Annotated in this window: 21 protein-coding genes and 2 tRNA genes; 6 read left to right on the forward strand and 17 right to left on the reverse strand. The window is 64.4% G+C overall.

Annotated elements, in window-relative coordinates; all coding sequences use genetic code 11:
• Positions 1-1,410 precede the first annotated feature (1,410 nt).
• The 3 genes from QU663_RS09640 to QU663_RS09650 form a co-directional block, all read right to left on the reverse strand.
• Positions 1,411-1,500 (reverse strand) — tRNA-Ser (locus QU663_RS09640).
• Positions 1,501-1,579: 79 nt separating this feature from the next.
• A tRNA-Ser gene (locus QU663_RS09645) sits at positions 1,580-1,666 on the reverse strand.
• Positions 1,667-2,088: 422 nt separating this feature from the next.
• Positions 2,089-3,429 carry an AGE family epimerase/isomerase gene (locus QU663_RS09650; protein WP_009057309.1) on the reverse strand — a complete coding sequence of 447 codons (1,341 nt, stop codon included), beginning with the start codon at positions 3,427-3,429 and terminating at the stop codon, positions 2,089-2,091.
• Positions 3,430-3,678: 249 nt separating this feature from the next.
• Between QU663_RS09650 and pgm the strand changes: the two genes are divergently transcribed.
• Positions 3,679-5,355 carry a phosphoglucomutase (alpha-D-glucose-1,6-bisphosphate-dependent) gene (gene pgm, locus QU663_RS09655; RefSeq protein ID WP_021612531.1) on the forward strand — a complete coding sequence of 559 codons (1,677 nt, stop codon included), beginning with the start codon at positions 3,679-3,681 and terminating at the stop codon, positions 5,353-5,355.
• A 422-nt stretch (positions 5,356-5,777) separates the two neighbouring features.
• On the opposite strand, the gene QU663_RS09660 is transcribed toward pgm, so the two are convergent.
• The 12 genes from QU663_RS09660 to QU663_RS09715 form a co-directional block, all read right to left on the reverse strand.
• Complete coding sequence (locus QU663_RS09660; RefSeq protein WP_304990566.1) at positions 5,778-6,296, reverse strand: DUF6301 family protein; 519 nt, start codon at positions 6,294-6,296, stop codon at positions 5,778-5,780.
• A 335-nt stretch (positions 6,297-6,631) separates the two neighbouring features.
• Positions 6,632-7,150: a DUF6301 family protein gene (locus QU663_RS09665; RefSeq protein WP_304990567.1), complete on the reverse strand. Its 519-nt coding sequence runs from the start codon at positions 7,148-7,150 to the stop codon at positions 6,632-6,634.
• A gap of 285 nt (positions 7,151-7,435) precedes the next feature.
• Complete coding sequence (locus QU663_RS09670) at positions 7,436-7,954, reverse strand: DUF6301 family protein (RefSeq protein ID WP_304990568.1); 519 nt, start codon at positions 7,952-7,954, stop codon at positions 7,436-7,438.
• A gap of 307 nt (positions 7,955-8,261) precedes the next feature.
• A complete protein-coding gene (locus tag QU663_RS09675) occupies positions 8,262-8,780 on the reverse strand; it encodes a DUF6301 family protein (protein WP_304990569.1) in 519 nt (172 codons plus the stop codon).
• A gap of 217 nt (positions 8,781-8,997) precedes the next feature.
• Positions 8,998-9,516, reverse strand: coding sequence for a DUF6301 family protein (locus QU663_RS09680; RefSeq protein ID WP_304990570.1), 519 nt, complete (start codon positions 9,514-9,516; stop codon positions 8,998-9,000).
• A 224-nt stretch (positions 9,517-9,740) separates the two neighbouring features.
• Positions 9,741-10,259, reverse strand: coding sequence for a DUF6301 family protein (locus tag QU663_RS09685; RefSeq protein WP_304990571.1), 519 nt, complete (start codon positions 10,257-10,259; stop codon positions 9,741-9,743).
• 285 nt (positions 10,260-10,544) lie between these two features.
• Complete coding sequence (locus QU663_RS09690; RefSeq protein ID WP_304990572.1) at positions 10,545-11,063, reverse strand: DUF6301 family protein; 519 nt, start codon at positions 11,061-11,063, stop codon at positions 10,545-10,547.
• Between the two features lie 307 nt (positions 11,064-11,370).
• Positions 11,371-11,889, reverse strand: a complete 519-nt coding sequence (locus QU663_RS09695; protein WP_304990573.1) for a DUF6301 family protein — start codon at positions 11,887-11,889, stop codon at positions 11,371-11,373.
• A gap of 224 nt (positions 11,890-12,113) precedes the next feature.
• Positions 12,114-12,632, reverse strand: a complete 519-nt coding sequence (locus QU663_RS09700) for a DUF6301 family protein (RefSeq protein WP_304990574.1) — start codon at positions 12,630-12,632, stop codon at positions 12,114-12,116.
• Between the two features lie 9 nt (positions 12,633-12,641).
• The gene (locus QU663_RS09705) at positions 12,642-14,201 is read right to left on the reverse strand and encodes a hypothetical protein (RefSeq protein ID WP_156912146.1); all 1,560 of its coding nucleotides are present in this window, start codon (positions 14,199-14,201) and stop codon (positions 12,642-12,644) included.
• Positions 14,202-14,272: 71 nt separating this feature from the next.
• Complete coding sequence (locus QU663_RS09710; protein ID WP_034482004.1) at positions 14,273-14,584, reverse strand: hypothetical protein; 312 nt, start codon at positions 14,582-14,584, stop codon at positions 14,273-14,275.
• Positions 14,581-15,024, reverse strand: coding sequence for a hypothetical protein (locus QU663_RS09715; protein WP_034482001.1), 444 nt, complete (start codon positions 15,022-15,024; stop codon positions 14,581-14,583). The genes QU663_RS09710 and QU663_RS09715 overlap by 4 nt, the downstream gene beginning before the upstream one ends.
• A gap of 240 nt (positions 15,025-15,264) precedes the next feature.
• Between QU663_RS09715 and QU663_RS09720 the strand changes: the two genes are divergently transcribed.
• The 4 genes from QU663_RS09720 to QU663_RS09735 all read left to right on the forward strand — a co-directional run bounded on the left by QU663_RS09720 (position 15,265) and on the right by QU663_RS09735 (position 20,782).
• Positions 15,265-16,602, forward strand: a complete 1,338-nt coding sequence (locus tag QU663_RS09720; protein WP_021612526.1) for a hypothetical protein — start codon at positions 15,265-15,267, stop codon at positions 16,600-16,602.
• Positions 16,599-17,897 carry a hypothetical protein gene (locus QU663_RS09725; protein WP_021612525.1) on the forward strand — a complete coding sequence of 433 codons (1,299 nt, stop codon included), beginning with the start codon at positions 16,599-16,601 and terminating at the stop codon, positions 17,895-17,897. Before QU663_RS09720 ends, QU663_RS09725 begins: the two co-directional genes overlap by 4 nt.
• Positions 17,890-19,422 (forward strand): multicopper oxidase domain-containing protein, encoded by a 1,533-nt coding sequence (locus QU663_RS09730; protein ID WP_021612524.1) that lies wholly within the window; start codon positions 17,890-17,892, stop codon positions 19,420-19,422. Before QU663_RS09725 ends, QU663_RS09730 begins: the two co-directional genes overlap by 8 nt.
• Before the next feature lie 142 nt (positions 19,423-19,564).
• Positions 19,565-20,782 carry an MFS transporter gene (locus tag QU663_RS09735; protein ID WP_021612523.1) on the forward strand — a complete coding sequence of 406 codons (1,218 nt, stop codon included), beginning with the start codon at positions 19,565-19,567 and terminating at the stop codon, positions 20,780-20,782.
• 148 nt (positions 20,783-20,930) lie between these two features.
• On the opposite strand, the gene QU663_RS09740 is transcribed toward QU663_RS09735, so the two are convergent.
• Positions 20,931-21,971 (reverse strand): hypothetical protein, encoded by a 1,041-nt coding sequence (locus tag QU663_RS09740; RefSeq protein WP_021612522.1) that lies wholly within the window; start codon positions 21,969-21,971, stop codon positions 20,931-20,933.
• 158 nt (positions 21,972-22,129) lie between these two features.
• Here QU663_RS09740 and QU663_RS09745 point away from each other — a divergent pair, with 158 nt between their 5' ends.
• The gene (locus QU663_RS09745) at positions 22,130-23,377 is read left to right on the forward strand and encodes an App1 family protein (RefSeq protein WP_021612521.1); all 1,248 of its coding nucleotides are present in this window, start codon (positions 22,130-22,132) and stop codon (positions 23,375-23,377) included.
• Positions 23,378-24,214: 837 nt separating this feature from the next.
• Here the strand turns inward: QU663_RS09745 and QU663_RS09750 are convergent.
• A complete protein-coding gene (locus QU663_RS09750; RefSeq protein ID WP_370465116.1) occupies positions 24,215-24,448 on the reverse strand; it encodes an integrase core domain-containing protein in 234 nt (77 codons plus the stop codon).
• Positions 24,449-24,462 lie beyond the last annotated feature (14 nt).

A 24,462-nucleotide genomic window follows, 5' to 3' on the forward strand; every position in this document is an offset into this window, starting at 1 on the left:
CCCGCCGATGTCGTGCAGGCTTACCGATGCGGCCCGGCCTCGCACGGAAAGAGGGCACCGCAGGACGCAGGCAGGAACATCACCGGCTCTTCGCATGTGAGGGTGTAGGGGTGTTGGGTAGGGTTCGGCATATCGTGGCCGGGTAGGGGTCAAGGTCTTCCGATGATGGAGGTTCCGACACCGTCCATCTGAAAGACCTCGACATGCCCACTACTACCTCTGATCGCCCTGACCTGAGCGCGTTCACGCGCCTGGATGGCTTGGGGTTGGAGGTGACGGGCCATCGCATTGAGCCAGCACCTGACCGGGCAGTCCTGCACCAGTGAGGGAGCAGGACACCAGGGGTAATGGTGGGGGTTTTGCACCATTAGAAGCATCCCGCCGGCGTGTCGCCGGCGTGTCGCGGCTCTAATGCTGCAATTCCCCCCGTTTGGTGGCGGTGTCATTGGAAAGCAGGCCGCGCCCGGGCCCGCTCGCGCTCTCTGACCCTTCCGGAGAGCGTCACATCTTTGACGATGGGGGGTTTTGCACCATTAGAAGCCTCCCCTCGGCGTGTCGCCGGCGTGTCGCGGCTCTAATGCTGCAATTCCCCCCGTTTGGTGGCGCCCTCGACGTGGGCCGAGCTCGACCGTGCACCTCTCACAGCGCAATTCCTTCCGTTTGGTGGCGGTGTCATTGGAAAGCAGGCCGCGCCCGGGCCCGCTCGCGCTCACTGACCCTTCCGGAGAGCGTCGCATCTTTGACGATGGGGGGTTTTGCACCATTAGAAGCATCCCGCCGGCGTGTCGCCGGCGTGTCGCGGCTCTAATGCTGCAATTCCCCCCGTTTGGTGGCGGTGAGGTCGAGGTTCGGGGCGGTGAGGTCACGGTTCGGGGCGGCATGGCGCCCAAACCGCAGACCACCTCGGCGAAAAACGCCAACAATGGGGTGTCGTGGGCGAGGTGGTCTACGTTTTGGGCAAAACTGTCTCCGACACGGTGTGTTGTTCGCACGTAGGCCCCTGAACCTGCATGTCAGCCTCTTGGTGTGCACGTAAACCTCTGGACATGCGCGTGGGCGGCGCTGCCCACGTGCATCTCATCGGGCCCTCGCGCGAGGTGTCGGGCCCACGTGCGCGGTGAGGAGCGCGGGCAATTAGCGAGCCTTGGCGAACTGCGCCCCTGACACTGAGTGCCCTTACCCGGCCAATTGTTCGCCCGCCCATCAGGCACGTGAAGGCATTCACGCCCCTCGATGAACCATCCGCCTTCAACACCGACTTTCCCGTACCAAAAAGCCAAAAAGTCACCACATAGCCAACACGTTTTGTCCTATAACCGAAACGCGGACCGACCCGGGCGCCCGGACCCGCGCAGGCGGCACGGGCACGCACAAAGCCCCGGGATTCCAGTGGAATCCCGGGGCTGGGAGCGGAGACGGCGGGATTTGAACCCGCGAGGGGCTATGCACCCCTACCTCCTTAGCAGGGAGGCGCACTCGACCGGACTATGCGACGTCTCCAGTGCCGACTACTCTAGGCTATTTTCGCCGCGAGCGCGAACCGCACCCGCCGCAAGCGCCCAAGAGGCGGTCGGCTCGGCGGAGGGCGAGGGATTCGAACCCCCGGTGCCATTGCTGACACAACGGTTTTCAAGACCGTCTCTTTCGGCCACTCAGACAGCCCTCCAGACCCGCCTCATCCTACAGGAACGGGCGGCGCAATGCCGACAGCGCGGACACAGGCGCCGCGAAGCCTACGACAGAAAGTGAACACACAGACAAGCGGGCGGCGCCTCCGTGGGATCGAGCTAGGACATGCCGCGCGCACGCGAGGGGTGAACCCCAGGCACCCAAAACACGCCCACACCGCCCGCGCGAGGAGTGAACCCGACTGCGCAGGCCGTCGCAACGATGTGCTTCATGTGTCGCCCGCACGCGAGGGGTGAACCCCAGGCACCCAAAACACGCCCACACCGCCCGCGCGAGGCACCGGTACCCGGACACAGCAGTCTCAACCAACGACGCGCACACACCACGTGTGCGCAAGGGGGCGGGCCCGGGGCACTCGCCCCGGGCCTGCCCCCCCCTGTCACAGCGACGACAGCCCTGTCAGCCTCGCAGGCCGAAGAAGTTCCAGGACTTCTTGTCGGGCGCCGGCTCCTCGGGGTGGTCGAGGAGACCGCGCGAGAGAGCGGGGGCCGTCGGCGGCCACAGGGGCACGCGGATGGCGAGCATCGCCTGGATCGCGTGGTAGACGTCCCAGCGCGAGGACTTGGCGGGCTGGACGCTCTCGTTGTTGGGGCCGAGGCGGCGAATCCAGCGTCCGGGCTGGGTGATCAGGTAGTCGTGGATGTAGTCGACGAAGGAGCGGTAGCAGTGCTCGAAGTGCTCGACCTCGTCGAGGCGGTGCCCATCATCCAGCATGGCGCGGCGCACGGCGACGGCCGCGCACACGCCCTCACACACGACCCACTGCTGGTGCTCGTCCTCGCCGGGCACGGGATCGCCCTGGTCGTTGACGCCGGTCGAGAAGCCGGGGGCGCCGCCGGTGCGACGCCAGCCGTCGACGCGGGCGCGTTCGAACAGCTCGGTGCCCATCTCGAGCAGGTAGTCGGGCACGTCCCAGCCCATGGAGCGCAGGCCGGCGCGCACCTGCAGGGTGAAGCGCGCGAGCTGCATGGAGTGCCCGGTGACGTAGCCTTCGTGGTAGCGGCGCCCGTCGTTGCAGAGCTTTCCGGCCTCGAGGCTGGGCTGCCATTCTTCGTCGTAGTACTCGGGGATGCGCCAGTTGTTCTTGGAGGCGACCTTGTACGCGAAGGCCGTCATTTTTTCGGCGCGGTCGAGCCATTCGGGCTCGGTCGTGGCCTCGGCGGCGGCCATGTAGGCCTCGATCGTGTGGATGAGCGTGCCGAGCGCGTGCACGGGTGCGGGCTCGGTGAAGGCCTCATCGTACTGGTCCCACACGAGGCCGTAGTCGTCGATCCAGTAGTCCTTCTGCTCTTGGAGCATGGTTTCGAGGAGCTCGTGCGCGCCGGGCCGGTTCGCGACGGTCGCGGCGGCCACGCCGAGCAGCGCGTACACGGTGTGGTACTGGGACTTCACGCGCGACGCCTCGTCCCAGGGGACGCCGTGGCCCTCCTCGTCGGGTTCGGCCTTGATCTGGTACCACATGCCGCCGTTGACGGGGTCCGTGAAGTACGTGGTCAGCGACTTGACGGCGTGATCGGCGTAGCGGCGCGTGCCGGGCAGGCCCATGAGCGCACCGAGGGAGAAGATGTAGGCCATGCGTCCGGTGACGGCCAGGTCGATGGATCGGCTCAGGTCCGGTTTGCCGTCGGCGTCCAGGTGCGCGAAGCCGGTGGGCACGATTGCACCCTCGGCTTCCTCGATGAGCGCCTGCATGTTGGCGCTGAGCCAACGGTTATGTTCGATGGAATCAAACCATCCCACGATGTTCCTCCTGCCAAAACAGCCACGGTCTGCGGTGACCGACCTCTCATAGGATAGTCGCTTGTGTCCTCGTTTGGGAATACGTGCTGCCCTGTGAGTCATATTCGGGGACGAGGCCGGGGCGCAATATGCGCTGACCTGCGGTTTTGTGCCCGCTCGACCACGGCCTCGGACGGGAGGAAACGATGAGTTGTATCACGGCGTGGACGGCGCTTCACACGAGGGGACGTTACGTGCAACACTGTGTTCATGCATGATCGAGCTGGCACACGTGCCCTTCCAGAAGACCTCATCAACGTCGACGATGTCATCTCCGCCTACTACGACATCGTCCCTGACCCGACCGACGTGGGACAGCGCGTCGCGTTCGGAACGTCGGGCCACCGCGGCGCTTCGCTGGACGGTAAGTTCAACGAGGCGCACATCATCGCCATCACCGCGGCGATCATCGAGTACCGCGCGTCGCAGGGCATCAACGGTCCGCTGTTCATCGGCCGTGACACGCACGCCCTGAGCGAGCCCGCGTGGCGTACCGCCCTGGAGGTCCTCGCGGCCGCCGGCATCGACACGCGCATTGACTCGCGCGGCTCCTACACGCCGACCCCCGCCGTGTCTGTCGCGATCCTGGGCGCGAACGGCGCGCCGGCGAATCTGCGCACCGAGGGCAACGGCCTGGCCGACGGTATCGTCGTGACCCCCAGCCACAACCCGCCGCGCGACGGCGGCTTCAAGTACAACCCGCCTCACGGCGGCCCCGCGGACACGGACGCGACCGGTTGGATCGCGGCGCGCGCGAACGAGCTGCTGGATTCGGGCGAGTGGAAGAATGTTCCGCGCGTCACCGGCTCCGAGCTGCTGCACGACCCGAACATTAAGCCCTTCGATTACCTGGAGTTCTACGTCTCGCAGCTGGACCAGGTTGTCGACATTGAGGCGATCCGCAACGCGGGCGTGCGCATCGGCGCCGACCCGCTGGGCGGCGCGTCCATCGACTACTGGGCGGCCATCGGCGAGCGTTACGGCCTGGATCTGACGGTCGTCAACCCCGAGGTGGACCCGGCGTGGCCGTTCATGACGCTGGACTGGGATGGCAAGATCCGCATGGACTGCTCGTCACCCTACGCGATGGCATCTCTGCGTCAGGCCATGACCCCCGACGCCGAGGGCAACACCCCCTACGACATCGCGACCGGCAACGACGCGGATTCGGATCGCCACGGCATCGTCACCCCCGACGGCCTGATGAACCCGAACCACTTCCTGGCTGTGGCTATCGAGTACCTGTTCACGCACCGTCCCGGCTGGAGCGAGGATGCGGCCGTGGGTAAGACCCTCGTGTCTTCCGCGCTGATCGACCGCGTCGTGGCCGCCATGGGCCGCAAGCTGATCGAGGTGCCGGTGGGCTTCAAGTACTTCGTGCCCGGCCTGCTGTCCGGCACCGTGGGCTTTGGCGGCGAGGAGAGCGCGGGAGCGTCCTTCCTGCGTAAGGACGGCACCGTGTGGTCGACCGATAAGGATGGCATCATCCTGGCGCTGCTGGCCTCGGAGATCCTGGCCGTGACCGGTAAGACCCCGTCGCAGCTGCATAGGGAGCAGGTGGAGCGCTTCGGCGCCTCCGCCTACGCTCGTATCGACGCGGCCGCATCCCGCGAGGAGAAGGCGAAGCTCGCGGCCCTGTCCCCTGAGGACGTGACCGCGACCGAGCTGGCCGGCGACCCGATCGTCGCGAAGCTGGTGCGCGCGCCCGGTAACGACGCGCCGATCGGCGGCCTGAAGGTGACGACGGAGTCCGCGTGGTTCGCGGCTCGCCCGTCGGGCACCGAGGACGTGTACAAGATCTACGCGGAGTCCTTCAAGGGTGCCGAGCACTTGGCGCAGGTCCAGGAGGCCGCCAAGCAGGTCGTGTCCGACGCCCTGAACGGCTGATTCTTTGACAATGCCCGCTCACGCGGGTTGTTGGGGGCGGCGCTCGCATGAGCGCCGCCCCCGTTGTCATGTCACGCCGACGCCATCGCTAACGGTCACGCCTGGGCCCACGCGATCACAGCGGAAGCGCGACGAGGCGTGAGCATACACGGCCTGTTAAACTGACGGGTAGGACAAGGGCTGACATGGGCCTTCCACTTTCGGGTGGTTGGTGACCGCGAAACCCGGTGATCAAGTGCCCAAGGACTAATAGCCTTCGCGGCGGCAGACTGATACTGCGTCCTGCAAACCCCCTTCCCTGTGGGTTGGGGGTTTCGTACTGTCTGTTGACGCGGCCCTACGCTGCTAGTCGCTTAACAACCCGGTGCGCAGCGGTAACGCCGAGGCCAGGCGAGCCCGGGCGCCGAGACCACCCGCCGGTACTACTCGTCCTCCGAGATATACCCCTTGGCGACCAGACGCGCATACTCACTCTCAATAAACATCTCCTCAGGAGACTCAACAACACAACTCACGTGAGCGATCGTGCCCCCCACACTCACGCCAACCCCCTGAGACGTCACAAAACTCGAGCGGTAATAACCATTTCTATTCTTGCGCCGCTTGGGCTTCCCATACCGACTCTTCAGAATGTCGCAGAAGTGCCGATAAATCTCCAAGGCATCCTTCAGTGAATCCCCCCAAGCCTCCTCCGGCGCAATATCAGTGATCAGAAAGTCAAAAGAACCAATCAAACCCTGCCGACTGGTGAAGCTAGCGGAAAGCTCATCAGGCACGACATCAGAGGTGAAAACATTCGGCTTGTTCTCCGAGGGTGTCCATCCGAAGCGGTCGCGTAGGGCGTAGCCGTCTTCGGCGGTTTTGGGCCAGGGTGAGTCCACCCAGGCCTGGAGGATCTCGAGGAAACGATCATCGGACAACACGGTGAACTCAAAGGACATGATCCTCCTCTAGTGGCCCTTGATGGCCTGGTCGACACCAACAACACGCACGCCGCTCACGCACAGGATGGATCACAACCAGCCCCAACAGCAACCCCACAGAAACCCAAGCCCGCACCGTATGCCCGAGGACGGCAGAACTCAGCATCAAGCCAGCACGCCGCCACACCCCAGCAGTAAGACCGAGGGGCCCCAAGCCCGACAGCGAGACCAAGGACAGCAGGACTCCGTATCAAGCCAGCAGGCGGCCGCGCCCCCGCATCACCGAGGCCAGCCACACCCCGGCAGTAAGCCCGAGGCCAGGCGAGCCCGGGCGCCGAGACCACCCGCCGGTACTACTCGTCCTCCGAGATATACCCCTTGGCGACCAGACGCGCATACTCACTCGCAATAAACATCTCCTCAGGAGACTCAACAATGCAGCTGACCAGAGCATCATTGCCGCCCACCTTCACTCCCACTCCCTGCGGGGTAACAAAAGTAGAACGATAACGCTCCTTCTTACTGGTACGCTGCTTCGCCTTCCCATACCGGCGCGTCAAAATCTCACAGAAATGCCGATAAATCACCTTCGCCGGCTCCAACGAATACCCCCAAGCCTCCTCCGGCGCAATATCAGTGATCAGAAAGTCAAAAGAACCAATCAAACCCTGCCGACTGGTGAAGCTAGCGGAAAGCTCATCAGGCACGACATCAGAGGTGAAAACATTCGGCTTGTTCTCCGAGGGTGTCCATCCGAAGCGGTCGCGTAGGGCGTAGCCGTCTTCGACGGTCTTGGGCCAGGGCGAATCCACCCACGCCTCAAGAATCTCGAGGAAACGATCATCGGACAACACGGTAAACTCAAAGGACATGATCCTCCTCTAGTGACCCTTGATGACCTGGCCGACACCAACAACACGCACGCCGGACACGCACAGGATGGATCACAACCAGCCCCAACAGTAACCCCTCAGGAACCCAAGCCCCCGCAGCACAACCAAGGACGACAACACCCCGGCAGTAAGCCCAAGGGTCCCCAAGCCCGACAGCGAGACCAAGCCAGCAGGCGGCCGCGCCCCCGCACCACCGAGGCCAACCACAACCCCGCAGTAAGCCCGAGGCCAGGCGCGCCCGGGCGCCGCGACTACTCGCCGGTACTACTCGTCCTCCGAGATATACCCCTTGGCGACCAAACGCGCATACTCGCTCTCAATAAACATCTCCTCAGGAGACTTAATGACACAACTCACGTGAGCGATGGTGCCCCCCACACTCACGCCAACACCCTGAGACGTCACAAAGTTCGAACGGTAATGACCATTTCTATTCTTCCGACCCTTGGGCTTGCCGTACCGGCTCTTCAGAATGTCGCAGAAGTGCCGGTAAATCACCAGGGCATCCTCCAGCGAATCCCCCCGAGCCTCCTCAGGCGCAATATCAGTGAGGAGAAAACGAAACGTTCCGATTGAGCCACTCCCTTTTGTGAAGTAACAAGGAAACCCTATTGGGTGAACGTCAGAAGTAAAGACGTTGGGCTTCGCTTCCTTCTGTGTCCATCCGAAGCGGTCGCGCAGGGCGTAGCCGTCTTCGGCGGTTTTGGGCCAGGGTGAGTCCACCCAGGCCTCAAGAATCTCGATGAAACGATCATCGGACAACACGGTAAACTTAAAGGACATGATCCTCCTCTAGTGGCCCTTGATGGCCTGGACGACACCAACAACACGCACGCCGCTCACGCACAGGATGGATCACAACCAGCCCCAACAGCAACCCCACAGAAACCCAAGCCCCCGCACCACAACCAAGGACGACAACGCCCCGGCAGTAAGCCCAAGGGTCCCCAAGCCCGACAGCAGGGCCGAGGACGGTAGGACTCCGCATCAAGCCAGCAGGCGGCCGCGCCCCCGCACCACCGAGGCCAGCCACACCCCGGCAGTAAGCCCGAGGCCAGGCGCGCCCGGGCGCCGAGACCACCCGCCGCGACTACTCGTCCTCCGAGATATACCCCTTGGCGACCAAACGCGCATACTCGCTCTCAATAAACATCAACTCAGGAGACTTAATGTAGCAGTCAATGAGAGACCGATTACCACCAATACTGATACCAACACCGCGGGAAGTAACATACATCGAACGATAGTAACCTCCCCTGTTCCTGCGCTGCTTGGGCTTACCGTACCGGCTCTTCAGAATGTCGCAAAAATGCCGATAAATCACCAGGGCATCCTCCAGCGAATCCCCCCGAGCCTCCTCCGGTGCAATATCGGTGATCGGTACACGCATTGACCTGATGTTTCCACCGCTGACAGAGAAGCTCGAGGATAGTTCGTCGGGACGAACATCCGAAGTAAACAAACTCGGCTTATCCTCCGCAGGCACCCACCCGAAGCGGTCGCGTAGGGCGTAGCCGTCTTCGGCGGTTTTGGGCCAGGGTGAGTCCACCCACGCCTCAAGAATCTCGATGAAACGATCATCGGACAACACGGTGAACTCAAAGGACATGATCCTCCTTCACAGGGCCTTGATGGCCTGGTCGACACCAACAACACGCACGCCGCTCACGCACAGGATGGAACACAACCAGCCCCAACAGCAACCCCACAGAAACCCCACCGTATGCCCGAGGACAGCAGAACTCAGCATCGAGCCAGCGCGCCGCCACATCCCGACAGTAAGCCCAAGGACAGCCGCACCTGGATGCCGGTTCTACCCGCCGATACTACTCGTCCTCCGAGATATACCCCTTGGCGACCAGACGCGCATACTCACTCGCAATAAACATCTCCTCAGGAGACTCAACAACACAACTCACGTGAGCGATCGTGCCCCCCACACTCACACCAACACCCTGAGACGTCACAAAATTCGAACGGTAATAACCATTTCTATTCTTGCGCCGCTTGGGCTTGCCGTACCGGCTCTTCAGAATGTCACAAAAATGCCGATAAATCACCAGGGCATCCTCCAACGAATCCCCCCGAGCCTCCTCCGGAGCAATGTCAGTTATAGGAAAGGTCAATGAATTAATCGAGTCATTTGTCGCTGTAAAGTAAGCTGACGGCTCATCTGGCTCAACATCTGAGGTGAATAGCGCCGGATCTTGAGAATCTGCTGTCCATCCCAGGTGGTCTCGTAGGGCGTAGCCGTCTTCGGCGGTTTTGGGCCAGGGTGAGTCCACCCACGCCTCAAGAATCTCGATGAAACGATCATCGGACAACACGGTGAACTCAAAGGACATGATCCTCCTTCACAGGGCCTTGATGGCCTGGTCGACACCAACAACACGCACGCCGCTCACACACAGGATGGATCACAACCAGCCCCAGCAGCAACCCCACAGAAACCCAAGCCCCCACCGTATGCCCGAGGACGGCAGAACTCAGCATCAAGCCATCGCGCCGCCACACCCCGGCAGTAAGCCCGAGGCCAGCCGCACCCGGGCGTCAAGACCACCCGCCGGTACTACTCGTCCTCCGAGATGTACCCCTTGGCGACCAGACGCGCATACTCACTCTCAATAAACATCTCCTCAGGAGACTCAACAACACAACTCACGTGAGCGATCGTGCCCCCCACACTCACGCCAACCCCCTGAGACGTCACAAAACTCGAGCGGTAATAACCATTTCTATTCTTGCGCCGCTTGGGCTTCCCATACCGACTCTTCAGAATGTCGCAGAAATGCCGATAAATCTCCAAGGCATCCTTCAGTGAATCCCCCCGAGCCTCCTCAGGCGCAATATCAGTGATCGGAAAGTCAAAAGAACCAATCACACCCTGCCGACTGGTGAAGCTAGCGGAAAGCTCATCAGGCACGACATCAGAGGTGAAAACATTCAGCTTGTTCTCCGAGGGTGTCCATCCGAAGCGGTCGCGTAGGGCGTAGCCGTCTTCGACGGTCTTGGGCCAGGGCGAATCCACCCACGCCTCAAGAATCTCGAGGAAACGATCATCGGACAACACGGTGAACTCAAAGGACATGATCCTCCTCTAGTGACCCTTGATGACCTGGCCGACACCAACAACACGCACGCCGGACACGCACAGGATGGATCACAACCAGCCCCAACAGTAACCCCTCAGGAACCCAAGCCCCCGCAGCACAACCAAGGACGACAACACCCCGGCAGTAAGCCCAAGGGTCCCCAAGCCCGACAGCGAGACCAAGCCAGCAGGCGGCCGCGCCCCCGCACCACCGAGGCCAACCACAACCCCGCAGTAAGCCCGAGGCCAGGCGCGCCCGGGCGCCGCGACTACTCGCCGGTACTACTCGTCCTCCGAGATATACCCCTTGGCGACCAAACGCGCATACTCGCTCTCAATAAACATCTCCTCAGGAGACTTAATGACACAACTCACGTGAGCGATGGTGCCCCCCACACTCACGCCAACACCCTGAGACGTCACAAAGTTCGAACGGTAATGACCATTTCTATTCTTCCGACCCTTGGGCTTGCCGTACCGGCTCTTCAGAATGTCGCAGAAGTGCCGGTAAATCACCAGGGCATCCTCCAGCGAATCCCCCCGAACCTCCTCAGGCGCAATATCAGTAACAGGGATCCTGAGAGACTTGATCTTGCCATCGCGCGCAGTGAAATACGAGGAAGACTCATGAGGGCGCACGTCGGAGGTAAACAACGCTGGCTCTCTATAATCTGGCGTCCATCCGAAGCGGTCTCGTAGGGCGTATCCTTCTTCGGCGGTTTTGGGCCAGGGTGAGTCCACCCAGGCCTGGAGGATCTCGATGAAACGATCATCGGACAACACGGTAAACTTAAAGGACATGATCCTCCTCTAGTGGCCCTTGATGGCCTGGACGACACCAACAACACGCACGCCGCTCACGCACAGGATGGATCACAACCAGCCCCAACAGCAACCCCACAGAAACCCAAGCCCCCGCACCACAACCAAGGACGACAACGCCCCGGCAGTAAGCCCAAGGGTCCCCAAGCCCGACAGCAGGGCCGAGGACGGTAGGACTCCGCATCAAGCCAGCAGGCGGCCGCGCCCCCGCACCACCGAGGCCAGCCACACCCCGGCAGTAAGCCCGAGGCCAGGCGCGCCCGGGCGCCGAGACCACCCGCCGCGACTACTCGTCCTCCGAGATGTACCCCTTGGCGACCAGACGCGCATACTCGCTGGCAATAAACATCTCCTCAGGAGACTCAACAATGCAGCTGACCAGCGCATCATTACCGCCCACCTTCACGCCCACACCCTGCGGGGTAATAAAAGTAGAACGATAACGCTCCTTCTTACTGCTACGCTGCTTCGCCTTCCCATACCGGCGCGTCAAAATCTCACAGAAATGCCGATAAATCACCTTCGCCGGCTCCAACGAATACCCCCAAGCCTCCTCCGGCGCAATATCAGTGATCGGTACACGCATAGACCTGATGTTTCCACCGCTGACAGAGAAGCTCGAGGATAGTTCGTCGGGACGAACATCCGAAGTAAACAAACTCGGCTTATCCTCCGCAGGCACCCACCCGAAGCGGTCGCGTAGGGCGTAGCCATCTTCAGCAGTCTTAGGCCAAGGCGAATCCACCCACGCCTGGAGGATCTCGATGAAACGATCATCGGACAACACGGTGAACTCAAAGGACATGATCCTCCTTCACAGGGCCTTGATGGCCTGGTCGACACCAACAACACGCACACCGCTCACGCACAGGATGGATCACAACCAGCCCCAGCAGCAACCCCACAGGAACCCAAGCCCCCACCGTATGCCCAAGGACGGCAGGACTCCGCATCAAGCCAGCAGGCGGCCGCGCCCCGGTAGTAAGCCCGAGGCCAGGCGCGCCCGGGCGCCGCGACTACTCGCCGGTACTACTCGTCCTCCGAGATATACCCCTTGGCGACCAAACGCGCATACTCACTCTCAATAAACATCTCCTCAGGAGACTTAATGTAGCACTCAACGAAGGAACGACATCCCCCCGGATTAATACCCACCCCCTGCGGAGAAATATACAGAGCGTCATAAAACCCGTTCCTATTCTTGCGCTGCTTGGGCTTGCCGTATCGGCTCTTCAGAATGTCGCAGAAGTGCCGGTAAATCACCAGGGCATCCTTCAGTGAATCCCCCCGAGCCTCCTCAGGCGCAATATCAGTAATTAGAAAGTTAAATGAATTTACAACTCCCTGTCGACTGCTAAAGCTAGACGAAAGCTCGTGAGGTTGAATATCGGAAGTAAACAAACTTGGCTTATCTTCTTTGGGTACCCAGCCGAAGTGGTCGCGCAACTGGTAGCCGTCTTCGATGGTTTTGGGCCAGGGTGAGTCCACCCACGCCTCAAGAATCTCGATGAAACGATCATCGGACAACACGGTGAACTCAAAGGACATGATCCTCCTTCACAGGGCCTTGATGGCCTGGTCGATGCGGGCGATGTGGGCTGGGTCCAGCTCAATCGGGTTGGTCTTAAAGACTATTCTCCCAGCGTTCCCACTGCGGGCAATCGCGACGTCGGAAAACACCTGCACACGCCCATCCTTGATGGCCTCCCACAACGCCGGGTTCTCACGCATCTTCTGATGAAAATCCGTGTCCCGGGCCAGGCGATCCCCCACGTAGGCAGCCGAACCCTGCTCAACCTTGACCCCGTCAACCTCGTAGGTCCCGATCTTGGCGCTCGTGCCACCCTTGCACTCCCCCACATGCAACTCCCCAGGCCGATACCCGATCGTATCCACGTGACCGCGACCGGTGCCCGGACCACCGACGCCGCCGCCCTGAACGATCCCCATCTGATCCCACTTAGCCTCCAGGGCCGCGTGCCCCATCTCCTCCGCGGAACGAGCCTCAGCCACACGCGCAGCAGTCAAATCTGTTGCTGTGTTATTGAGATCATCCAAGGTCGCCTTATCCACGCCCTGCTCTCGCAGATGTCTAATGCTCTCATTGCGTCGTTTGACCGTCATGTGCGAGCGCGGGTTACGCGGCTTGTGCCGGTCAACGAAGTGCTCATCGAGAGCGCTCTTGTGCGGGGCGAGCTTATCGTCGAGCTCGTGCTCCAACGACACGCGGTTCGCGCGCGCCTGCACGCGACGGGCGTTCGCCTGGCGCAGGTGCGAAGCGGCCTCACCCCCGCGCGGCGTCGCGCGAGGGCTGCGACCACCCACCCAGGCCTCGTAATCCACCAGATCATCAAACTTGCGCCGACTCCTGCGAGTGATCCCCGCGACGGGGCTAAACATTGCCCTCATCGAATCGAGCTTGCCCGACAACTCGGAGGTCATATGCGTCAAATTGTGCGCCGAATTCGTCAACGACGTGATCTTCGGCATCACATTGGCGCTATACGCCGTCACCTTCGCCGAAATCTGCGCCACCACCACCGGGGTCGCCAACCCAATCGAACACACCTCCTCCAAGATCGCCTGGGTCAGCTGGCCAATAATGTCGCTCAACGTCGACACGACAATACCGTGCACCACCCCCACAACCTCAGCCAAAACCCCCAACGCAGTACTCATCGCCGAGGTCGCACTGGCCCCCGCACGCAACGCATCAATCGTCTGCGCGCAACGCACACGCGCAGCCTCAACCATCTGCCCCGAGCCGCCCACCAGCAACGACGCCACATCAGACTCCAACGAGTCAGCCTGAGCACTCATCGCCTCGGCCGTATTCGTCCACGTCTGCGCATGAGCCCGCACCTGATCCGCGCTGCCCGCCAGCTCATCCATCCACTGCTTGAAAGGCTCAAAATGCTCAATCAAATACCCCGCGCCCCACGACACCAACGTCGCAATCGGATTCATCAACCCCGAAGCAACATCAGCCACGGCACCAACCGTCGACAGCCCAGCACCCAACCACGAACCCTGCGCCAACGACGAATTCAACGACTCAATATCCTCCAACAACCCAGCACCCTGCCACGTCGTGGTCGTATCCACACGCGAGGCCACCAGATCACCAACACGCAACCCACCAGTAGGAGCAGGCGTCCCACCACGCCCGCCCTCCAACGTATCCTCACTCATAGCCCCACCGCCTCAATCAGACCCGCCGACTCCAACTCGGCGCGCTCAAACTCCGCCGCCGCATCACGCAACACCTGCGCAGTGCCACGCGCATGCACACCAGCCTCGCTCAACATCTCATGCGCCGACCGAGTAAACACATCCAACACGGGAGACACAATCGCCCCCACCAACAACCCCAGCCCATCCGCAGGCGGCGCAACATTCAACGCGCCAATACCCACCCCCACGGCATCGCTCACAGCATCCACACGGCCAGCCAAACGCACCACGTCCGGCACGACCACACTCAACACGTCACCACTCACAGCGACCCCCTCCCATAGGTGTTGCCCACCCGCCGACCCCGACGCAGCACCCCGCCACGCACAACCGGCCCACGCTCCTCCTCACGACTGCGAGCCGACCCATACTGCTCCACCAACGCGCGAGCCTCCCGAGACTCCTCCCCATACGCATCCGCCGCCACATCCGCCAGCTTCGCCCCACGATCAGCAACCGCCTCCTCGTAAGCACTCACAAACCGAGGATCAACCACGTCATCCACACGAACCTCGACCACGCGCCCAGCAGCATCCACGCTCACACACACGCTCCCCGACGAGTCACGCCCCCACCCGCGAACCTCCTGAGAACCCTCCAAAAAAGCCCGCGCCGCCGCACCCGCACGCTGGGCGGCAACACGCGCAACACCGAGGGCCTCCAACTGCGCTTCCACACGAGCATCCACGCCCGACATCTCAACCATGCACACCAGGCTAGCCCCCCCCAAAATCTGTCAAACGTTCAGACCAGCGAATTTGCAACAGAAACACCCCCACGTACCGACGATTTACAGCGGTCCACGGCCCAGCAAAGGGCCCAGTTGGCACGCGGGGAACATTTTCACGGCGATTACCCGTAGAAGTATGGGGCGCGGGCCGCTACCGTGGTGATAGTTCGACTCGTCGGCTCGCCGACACCGCCCGCCGACACCAGGAGCACCCACATGAGCGAGGCATCCCGCCGACCCGCACACGACGCGGAACCGGATGCGCCAGCCCAGGCCTCGTCGATAACGACAACGAGGCCTCCCATCCCCCGGCTGCCCGTCGGACGCCTCGTCTTCCTGCTCCTGGCCGGCGTCGCGCTCCTCTCGGGACTGGACGCCTCACTTGTGCGCCTGGGGGCCCTGGCACCCGTGGCCTCGACGAGCCTGGGGACCGTGCACGGACTCCTCATGATCTACGGGTTCCTGGGCACCGCGATCTGCCTGGAGCGCGCGGTTGCCCTCCAGTCCGACGGGCGACGCCCGTGGGCCTACGCCGCCCCCCTGCTCACCGGCGCGGGCGGCATCAGCGCGGTCGTCATCTCCCTGAACGAGGCCGCGCGCACCACCCTCGCGAGCCTTCCGATCCCCCGCTATCTGGCCGCCCACCTGAGCGGCTTCGCGCCCGAGCGCATGATGCCCGGCTTCCTCATCACCCTCGGCATGGCGCTGCTGACGGCCATCTACTGCTACGTGTGGGCGCGCCGGCAGGCCACCCACGCGGTCCTCATCCAGCTGATGGGCGCTCTCATTGGCCTGGGCGGCATCCTCCTGTGGTGGCGAGGTCTGGAGACGCCGCGCGCGGTGCCGTGGTGGCTGGCGTTCCTGATCGTCACGATCGTCGGCGAGCGCGTCGAGCTCGCGCGACTCGCCTTCGCGTCCGGCTCCACGGAGCGGCGCATCACCGCCGAAAGCGCCGCCCTCATGGTGGGCCTGACGGTCGCCCTCTACTCGCCCGCGATCGGATACCCGCTGATCGGCCTGAGCCTGGGTGTCCTCATGGCAGACACCGCGTGGCACGACGTCGCGCGCGGCACCGTGCGCATGAGCGGCCTGCCGCGCCTGGCGGCCGTGTGCATGCTGAGCGGCTACGCGTGGGCGCTCGTGCCCGCACTCATGTGGGTGATCGCCCCTCCCGCCTTCGACGGATACGGCTACGACGCCGGCGTCCACGCGATCACGATCGGTTTCGTCGTCTCCATGCTGCTGGCACACGCGCCCGTCATCATCCCGGCGGTCGCCCGGCGCGAGGTCCCCTACCACGTCGCCATGTGGGTCCCCTTCGCGTTCCTGCAGCTCTCCCTCCTCGTCCGTCTCCTCGCGGGCGCGCGCGAGGCCCCCTACCCGTGGCGCCTGGGCGGCACTCTGGGGGTCGTGGGCGTGCTCCTGTTCGTGGGCACGACGCTGACGGTGACGATTCGCCGGGCGCGCGCGGCCTCGCGCGAGATCGGGCCCGGGGACGAGGCCGGGGCCAGGCCTGCGGCTCCCGCGTCCCCGGGCGGACGGGAGGCCCGATGACCAAGCCCCGCGTTCCCCGCACCGACCGCGCGACCACGATCTGGATGTGCACGGCGGCCGGCGCCGCGGCGGTCATGATCGTCGCGCGCGGATTCATCCCGCAGAACCTGTGGACGATGATCCACCTCGTCACGCTGGGTGTCCTGTCCAACGGGATCTTCCAGTGGTCCTGGTACTTTACGCGGGCGCTCGCCCACCTGGCACCAGACGATCGGCGGGCCGGGCGCGACAATACCGTGCGCATCGCAGCCTTCAACGCCTCCCTGCTGCTGCTCATCGGCGGCATGTGGTCTGGAGTGTGGCACGCAACCGTCACGGGCGCGACCGTCGTCGGCGTGGTCGCCGCATGGCACGGGTGGGCGCTGCTCACCGCCTCCCGCGAGCGCCTGGCCTCCCGCTTCGCCGTCATCATCCGGTACTACATCGCGGCGGCGTTCTTCCTGGTGGTCGGTGCGGCGCTGGCCGGTTTCGTCACGGCGGCCATGTTCGACGCGGACGCTCCCGCATGGCTGGCCGAGGCCCGCGATCGGCTGACGGTCGCCCACGCGCTGGCGGGGGTCGCCGGATGGGTGGGCCTGACGATGGGTGGCACCCTGGTGACGCTCGGGCCGACCGCGATGCGCACGCGCATGGATCCGCGGGCCGTGTCCTTCGCGACGAGTGCGCTGCCCCTGTGGGTGGGGGCGCTCCTCGTCGCGGGCGCGGGAGTCCTGGCCGGGTCGATGCGCGTTGCCTCCGTGGGGTTGTTGGTCGTCGTGGGCGCGGCGGCGCTGGGCGTGGGGGTTCCGCTCCTTCGCGCGGCGCTGAAGAAGGGCCCGGCCGAGTACGGTGCGTGGTCCCTCACGCTGGGTGCCGCCTGGATTCTCGTCGCGGGCGCGGGGGCGTCCCTGCGCGCCTTCGAGGCCGTGGACGCGACCGGCCTGCGCGCCGCGTTCCTGCCGTGGCTGCCGATCCTCGGCGCGGCCGGCGTGGGTCAGCTCTTCGTTGGCGCTCTCACCTACCTGATGCCCGTCGTCATCGGCGGCGGCCCGTCCGCGGTGCGCGTCGGGGTCGGCGTGCTCGAGGCCGGGGCTCCGATCCGGGAGGCGGCTCGCAACGTGGCCGCAGTGTTCGCCCTTGCTGTCGCGTCCCTGGGAGGCATCCCCGCCGAACGCCTTACCACCGCCGCGTGGGTGGTCCTGCTGGCCACCTACGTCGTCGACATTGTCCTCATGGCCCGCTGCGGGCGCTCCCAGGCGCGCGCCAAGCGCGCCGCCGCTTCATCCCCCACCACACAAGGAGGCCGCCGTGGCTGACCTGAACCTGTCTGCGTCACCGTCGCCGGGAGGCAAGAACCCGAAGGCGTCCGCCCCGAAGGGCGCCGCGTCGAAGGAAACGCCGAAGCTGCGCATGAGCCCGGCGGGCGACCACTCGCCCGTGAGCCGCACGGCGGGCGCGATCATCGGCGTTGTCTCCGTCGTGGCGCTCGCGCTGGCGATCTTCCTGTCTAACCCCACCGCGCCAACGACGCAGGGCACGGGCGCGGGGACGGGAACCACGGCCTCGTCCGTGACGCCGACCGGGCACACGACCCGCGTGTCGGTGGGCGTCGAGGGCATGGCCTTCACACCCAACCACATTGAGGTCCCGGTCGGCGACCGCCTCATCATTGACTTCACGAACTCGGGGGACCAGCGCCACGACCTGGTGTTCGAGACGGGCGTGACCTCCGGGTCTCTGGCGACCGGCGAGACGAAGGAACTGGACCTCGGCGTCATCTCCGGGGACGTCGAGGGCTGGTGCTCCCTGCCCGGACACCGCGAGATGGGTATGACCCTGCACGTGCAGGCCACGGGCGTATCCTCGGGTACCTCGTCCTCCGGCGCCTCCTCCTCGGCGGGGGCCTCGGCCTCGGGCGGCCACGCGGGCCACGACCACGGCCAGGATGCCGCCGCGGGACCCGCTACCCCGACCGAGCTGACGGACTACGCGGCGACGATCACCCCGCGCGACCCGGTCCTGCCGCCCGCCACAAGCGAGACCGAGCGCCACTACACGTTCACGGTCACCGAGCAGACCGTCAACGTCACGAGCTCGCTGACCCGCCAGACGTGGACCTTCAACGGGGACGCGCCCGGCCCGATCCTGCGCGGACACATCGGCGACACCTTCCATATCACGCTGGTCAACAACGGGACGATGAGCCACTCGCTGGACTTCCACGCGGGCCTCGTCTCCCCCGACCAGGTCATGCGCTCGATCGAACCCGGGCAGACCCTCGAGTACACCTTCGTCGCGAAGAACGCGGGCATCTGGCTCTACCACTGCTCGACCGCGCCCATGTCCATGCACATCGCGAACGGCATGTTCGGCGCCGTCATCATCGACCCGACCGACCTGGGTACGGTCGACCGCGAGTACGTGATGGTCGCCTCCGAGCTCTACCTGGGCGCGGACGGGCAGAGCGCGGACGCCTCCCTCCTGTCGGCCCTGGCGCCCAACGCGATGGCCTTCAACGGCGTGCCCTTCCAGTACAAGGCGCACCCCATCCAGATCAAGACCAACGAGCGCGTGCGCGTGTGGGTCATGGACGCGGGCCCGAACCTGGCGACAACCTTCCACGTCGTGGGCACCCAGTTCGACACCGTGTGGCGCGAGGGCGCCTACGTCATCCGCGGCGGCGGGAGCGGCGGCGGTTGGGGACAGGTCCTGACCCTGGGCGCCGCCGAGGGCGGCTTCGTCGAGTTCACGCCGCTCGAGGCCGGCCACTACTCCTTCGTCAACCACGCGCTCTCCCTGGCGGAAAAAGGCCAGGTTGGCGTCTTCGAGGTGAGCGACTGAGCCTGTCCCCGTTTCCCGGCCACGGCCTCGTCCACGCTCGACGAGGCCGTGGCTGCGTCCCGCTCTCGCGCGCGGTCAGGGGGTTAGCTACACCCCATCACGACCGGCATTGGCGCCCTCCGACCGACGATAGAATAGGGGGATGCTGGGTACCTATCTCGACATTTTGCGTTACCGTCAGGCCTGGAAGTTTTCCGCTGCCGGGCTGATTCTGCGCCTCCCTATGTCGATGGTGGGTTTGTCCACGATCCTGTTGGTGCGCGCCGAGTACGGCAACTACACGCTGGCCGGTGCCGTTGCCGCGGTCAACATCATCGTCATGGCGCTCTGCGCGCCCATCCTCGCCCGCCGCGTCGACCGCTACGGGCAGCTGCGCGTCATGGGGCCCGCGTGGATCATCTCCACCGTGTCGATGTGCGCGCTGGTGGCCGCCACCCTCATGCATGCACCCGAGTGGCTGCTGTTCATCCCGGCGGCCCTCGCGGGCGCCACGTGGGGCGCTCCGGGCGCGCTCGTGCGCTCACGCTGGACCACGATCCTGAACAAGCCCGGCCAGTTGACGACCGCCTACGCCCTCGAGTCGGCGGTCGACGAGTTCGTCTACATCGTGGGGCCCGTGCTCTCCACGGTCCTGGGCACGGCCCTGCACCCGGCGACCGGCTTGGCGATCTCCATCGTGAGCCTGGCGGTGGGCGGCGCGCTCTTCCTGTCTCGCCGTTCCTCCGAGCCCGCGACGATCCCCTACGACCCGCACGCCCCGCGCGAGTCCGTCATCCGCAAGCCCGTCGTCCTCGTCATGGCTGCCACCTACATTGGCATGGGCATGACCTTCGGCGCGATGGAGGTCTCGATGGTCAGCTTCACCGAGGAGCTGGGCGCTCCCGCGCTCGGCGGCATCCTCCTGGCACTCTTTTCGATCGGTTCACTGACCGCGGCCCTGTTCTACGGGGCGCGCACGTGGAGGCGCCCCACCTGGCAGCTCTTCGCGATCGGCGTCATCGCGATGGCGATCGGCATGAGCCTGTTCCCCGTCGCCTTCAACATCTGGACGATGGCCGCCGTCATCCTTGTCACGGGCCTGACCTGCGCCCCGACGATGACGAACGTCAACGTCATCATTCAGCAGTCCGTGTCCGCTGCGAAGCTCACCGAGGGCCTGACCTGGATGTCAACCTCGATCAACCTGGGCACCTCGCTGGGCACGGCGATCGCCGGGCCCGCGATCGACGCGATCGGCGCACGCGGCGGCCTCTTCACCATGGCGGGTGCCGGGTGGGCGATGGTCGCCCTCATGCTCATCGGCCTGCCCGCCCTGCGTAAGAATACGGCCGCCCCGACGCCCGAGCTCCCCCTCGACTGAGCGGGCCCTGCGCGGCCGCGCGCGTGGCACCCGAGGCACCCCGGCCTCGTCGAGCTACTGTCCGTTAGGAGAACTCCACGCGCGTCTGCCCCTGGTTCGAGGCGCATATCGGCGACGTAGGTCATGCTGGAGTAGGTGGGGCGAACACTCAGCTCGTCACCTTGTATGTGATGGTGACAGGATCACGGTAATGGAGCACATACACCCATGTCACGGTGACATTCTCGTCAGTGCCATCTGGGAATGACACGGTTACGTTAACCCAGTTATTCTCGAGAGCGGCCCTGGTGAACTCGAAGCGCACATCATCCCTCATCGAGATCGTGACACCGTCCTCGCCCTTGCCGCGCAGCCTCGAGTCGCACACCCAGGAATCTTCGCCTCGCAAGCACTGCCGAATCATGCTCTCGATGTCCGCATGCACCTCGTCGTAGTCCTCGGGGGTTGCAACGACACGAATACCGAAATCGTCACCGAGCGCCACGGTCACATGGTCGAAGTCGCCGGAGTCGATCAGAGTATCATCGCTCCCCCACAGCTCCTGGTACCAGCGCTCCGACATCTTCGTCAGATGAATATCGTAGAGCCCGGGGTATCCACTGATCGTCACGGACGCGCACGGGTAGGGCCGTCCATTTCCCCCGGTAGGAGCGTCATAGACGGACTGTTCCCCGACCGTCAGCGAGGAGATGGCTTTATCAAGCGTCGCCCTCGTGCGCACCATGAGCGGAGTCTCAATGACCCACGCCCCCATCTGCCGCTTGTCAGAAGCGGAAACGTATCCTCTGGCTTGTGCCACTGAAAACACGCCTGTCTGTTCTGATCCCGCCACCGTGTAACGGACCGTCACCATGTAGTCACTGTTGTGCTCCTTCTCCAATGACAGGTCGATGAGCTGCGGGTATTCAATGGGCTGTGCCATCGACGCGTCTAACGTGCAGTGCAGATCCGAACAGCCCGGGAAGGCCGGACGCGCATACTCCTCAGCCTCCTCGTATTTCCCCTCAAAGACCAGCTGGACGTACCGCTGCGCCGCTTCCTCGGCCGAGGCCTTCTCCCACGCCGGCTTGCCAACGAACCAGCAAGCCATACCGGCGCCCACCACGAGCACGAGCACGAGTAACACCAGCCGGCGTATGACCCTCGGCCGCCGCGCGGCTGCCCCACCCCAGAGCTCTTCCTGCGTCATTGTTTCTCCTTCGTGCTCTCTCGACGACGAGGCCCACACCTCAGTGGACAGGCGCACAACCGACTCGCGGCACTCCTTTTGACTGTGCGGTCAGACTACCACAGGGCGCCTGCGGCTCCGTCGCTCCGGAGCTTGCGCTTCCCCGGTGGGTTGGCCCTATGATTACCCTGATGTTGCTTCGACCTCCTCTCATCGACGACGAGTCCCCCTCACTCGCCCTGGCACTGACCGCCGGCGCGGGTGAATTCGCGTCGACCCTGCTGGTCGCGGCCATGTCGAAAGGCTGGTTCTACCCCGGCGTCGTCGGCTTTGGCGGCATCGGCTCCCAGCGCAGCGCCCGCATCCTCGGCCGCGTCCTCATGGCCCGCGGTGACGAGTCGCGCACGTGGCTGCAAAACCGCCGCGGGTGGCGCCAGTTCTTTAACGCGCAGGTCCCCCGCCAGCCCGTCCTCGTCACCGTCGGCAACGCCCGCAGGCTCGCCTTCGCCGACCGCGGCGGCTTCGTCGACATGACAGTGCTCGGCCACGGCCTCGAACCCGGCTGGCACAACGCCACCATCCAGGTCCTGCACGCGGGCGACGTGCGAGCCCTCGGCCTCTCCGAAGAAACGGCCACCAAGCTCGCCACCACGCTGCGCACCGCGACCCCCTTGCCGGCCCCGGCCTCGGCGATGTACGAGCGCCCCCGCAAGGGCCGCATCCGCGCCGGGCGCCCTGCCCGCGTGCGCCTGCGCATCGTCTCCGACGACGAACACTTCGGCGTCGTCTCCGACATCGACGACACCGTCATGGTCTCCATGCTGCCGCGCCTCGTGTCGGCCGCGCGGCACGCCTTCCTCGATCGGGTCTCCTCGCGCGAGGCCGTCCCGGGCATGGCGGAACTGCTGACGACGCTCACGACCTCGTCGGCGACCTCAGAGGGGGTGCCAGAAGGCACACACGCCCCCATCATGTACCTGTCGACCGGCGCGTGGAACGTCGTACCCACGGTCCGCTCATTCCTGGAGCGCACCGGCTACCCGGCGGGCGGCTTCCTCATGACGGACTTTGGCCCGTCGAACACCGGGTGGTTCCGCTCGGGCCCCGAGCACAAGCGCCGCGAACTGCGCCGCCTGGCGCGCATGTTCCCGCACGTGCGGTGGCTCCTGGTCGGCGACGACGGCCAGCGTGACCCCGAGATTTACGCGGAGTTCGCGCGCGAATTCCCCCAGGCGGTCGCGGGTATCGCGATTCGTTCCCTCTCCGAGATCGAACAGTTCATGGCCCACGGCACCTTCGAGGCGATGGTCCCCGACGCGCTGTGGACGGTCCCCGAGTCCATCCCCGTCTGGTACGGCTCTAACGGCCACGCCCTCCTCGAGAACATTCGAGGCCGGGGCACCGCCGGGCCGCTCTCCTCTTTCTGAGGCTCCCTCAACGAGGCCGGGGCACCCTCCCCGACCCGCCGTCCTCCTACTGACGCCCCTCGACGAGGCCGGGGCACCCTCCCCGGGTCGGCGCAGCGGAAGCAGGCCACTTCGTGCGCAGACAGGACAGCGATTATGGACATAACGTGTCGGTCGCGACACGGTCCCAGGCGTCGTCGAGGGCGGTGTCGTCAGGCTAGCCTGCTCGCACCGCCGCTCCTCAGACAGGATGCGCCCCATCGGGAACATTGCAGCTGATCGGGGGCATTCAACCCGTGCGGGAGCATGACCCCAGGGGTAATGGTGGGGGTTTTGCACCATTAGAAGCATCCTGTCGGCGTGTCGCCGGCGTGTCGCGGCTCTAATGCTGCAATTCCCCCCACGCGACGGCCGGTGGCATGGGTGTGGTGGCCCGTACCATCGGTGCGACGGCGGGCGGCGGGTGCGTGGCGCCCACATCGCAGACCACCTCGGCGAAAAATGGCTGACATTGGCTTAATGGGTGAGATGTTCTGTGATGCGGGCAACTCCGGCACGCAGTTCACCCCTGCGGCCCCTCCGCGCCAGGGCGGATGGGGGGTTTTGCACCATTAGAAGCATCCTGTCGGCGTGTCGCCGGCGTGTCGCGGCTCTAATGGTGCAATTCCCCCCGTTTGGTGGCGCCCTCGACATGGGGCGAGCTCGACCGTGCGCCTCTTATGCCGCAATTCCCCCGTTTGGTGGCGGTGAGGCCGCGGTTCGGGGCAGTGTGGCGCCCAAAGTGCAGACCACCTCGGCGAAAAACGCCGAAATTAGGTTGTCGTAGGCGAGGCGGCCTGCGTTATGGACACAACGGTGTCAAGTCCTGGGTTTTGTGGAGGCTTGTTGAGGCCGCTTCCTTCGTGTTGTTGTGTGTTGGTTTTCTGCTTGTTGTGGTGTGATGCCGCCCAGGGCGAGGTGGGGGCGGCGGGTGTTGTACCAGTGGACCCAGGCAGCGGTTTCGCGTTCGACCTCGCGCCGATCGCGCCAGGGGCCGGCGTAGCCGGGGCGCGCCTCGCTGTAGATGAGTTCTGCTTTGTACAAGGAGTTCAAGGCTTCGGCCAGGG

Source organism: Schaalia sp. HMT-172, assembly GCF_030644365.1.
In the GTDB taxonomy this organism is placed as follows: Bacteria; Actinomycetota; Actinomycetes; order Actinomycetales; family Actinomycetaceae; genus Pauljensenia.

Coding starts and splice junctions, on each gene's coding strand:
- pgm (WP_021612531.1), top strand. CDS start 3,679: ATGCATGATCGAGCTGGCACACGTGCCCTTCCAGAAGACCTCATCAAC.
- QU663_RS09720 (WP_021612526.1), top strand. CDS start 15,265: ATGAGCGAGGCATCCCGCCGACCCGCACACGACGCGGAACCGGATGCG.
- QU663_RS09740 (WP_021612522.1), bottom strand. CDS start 21,971: ATGACGCAGGAAGAGCTCTGGGGTGGGGCAGCCGCGCGGCGGCCGAGG.
- QU663_RS09680 (WP_304990570.1), bottom strand. CDS start 9,516: ATGTCCTTTGAGTTCACCGTGTTGTCCGATGATCGTTTCATCGAGATT.
- QU663_RS09695 (WP_304990573.1), bottom strand. CDS start 11,889: ATGTCCTTTGAGTTCACCGTGTTGTCCGATGATCGTTTCATCGAGATC.
- QU663_RS09660 (WP_304990566.1), bottom strand. CDS start 6,296: ATGTCCTTTGAGTTCACCGTGTTGTCCGATGATCGTTTCCTCGAGATC.
- QU663_RS09685 (WP_304990571.1), bottom strand. CDS start 10,259: ATGTCCTTTGAGTTCACCGTGTTGTCCGATGATCGTTTCCTCGAGATT.
- QU663_RS09715 (WP_034482001.1), bottom strand. CDS start 15,024: ATGGTTGAGATGTCGGGCGTGGATGCTCGTGTGGAAGCGCAGTTGGAG.
- QU663_RS09735 (WP_021612523.1), top strand. CDS start 19,565: ATGCTGGGTACCTATCTCGACATTTTGCGTTACCGTCAGGCCTGGAAG.
- QU663_RS09665 (WP_304990567.1), bottom strand. CDS start 7,150: ATGTCCTTTGAGTTTACCGTGTTGTCCGATGATCGTTTCCTCGAGATT.
- QU663_RS09690 (WP_304990572.1), bottom strand. CDS start 11,063: ATGTCCTTTAAGTTTACCGTGTTGTCCGATGATCGTTTCATCGAGATC.
- QU663_RS09700 (WP_304990574.1), bottom strand. CDS start 12,632: ATGTCCTTTGAGTTCACCGTGTTGTCCGATGATCGTTTCATCGAGATT.
- QU663_RS09670 (WP_304990568.1), bottom strand. CDS start 7,954: ATGTCCTTTAAGTTTACCGTGTTGTCCGATGATCGTTTCATCGAGATT.
- QU663_RS09745 (WP_021612521.1), top strand. CDS start 22,130: ATGATTACCCTGATGTTGCTTCGACCTCCTCTCATCGACGACGAGTCC.
- QU663_RS09725 (WP_021612525.1), top strand. CDS start 16,599: ATGACCAAGCCCCGCGTTCCCCGCACCGACCGCGCGACCACGATCTGG.
- QU663_RS09675 (WP_304990569.1), bottom strand. CDS start 8,780: ATGTCCTTTGAGTTCACCGTGTTGTCCGATGATCGTTTCATCGAGATT.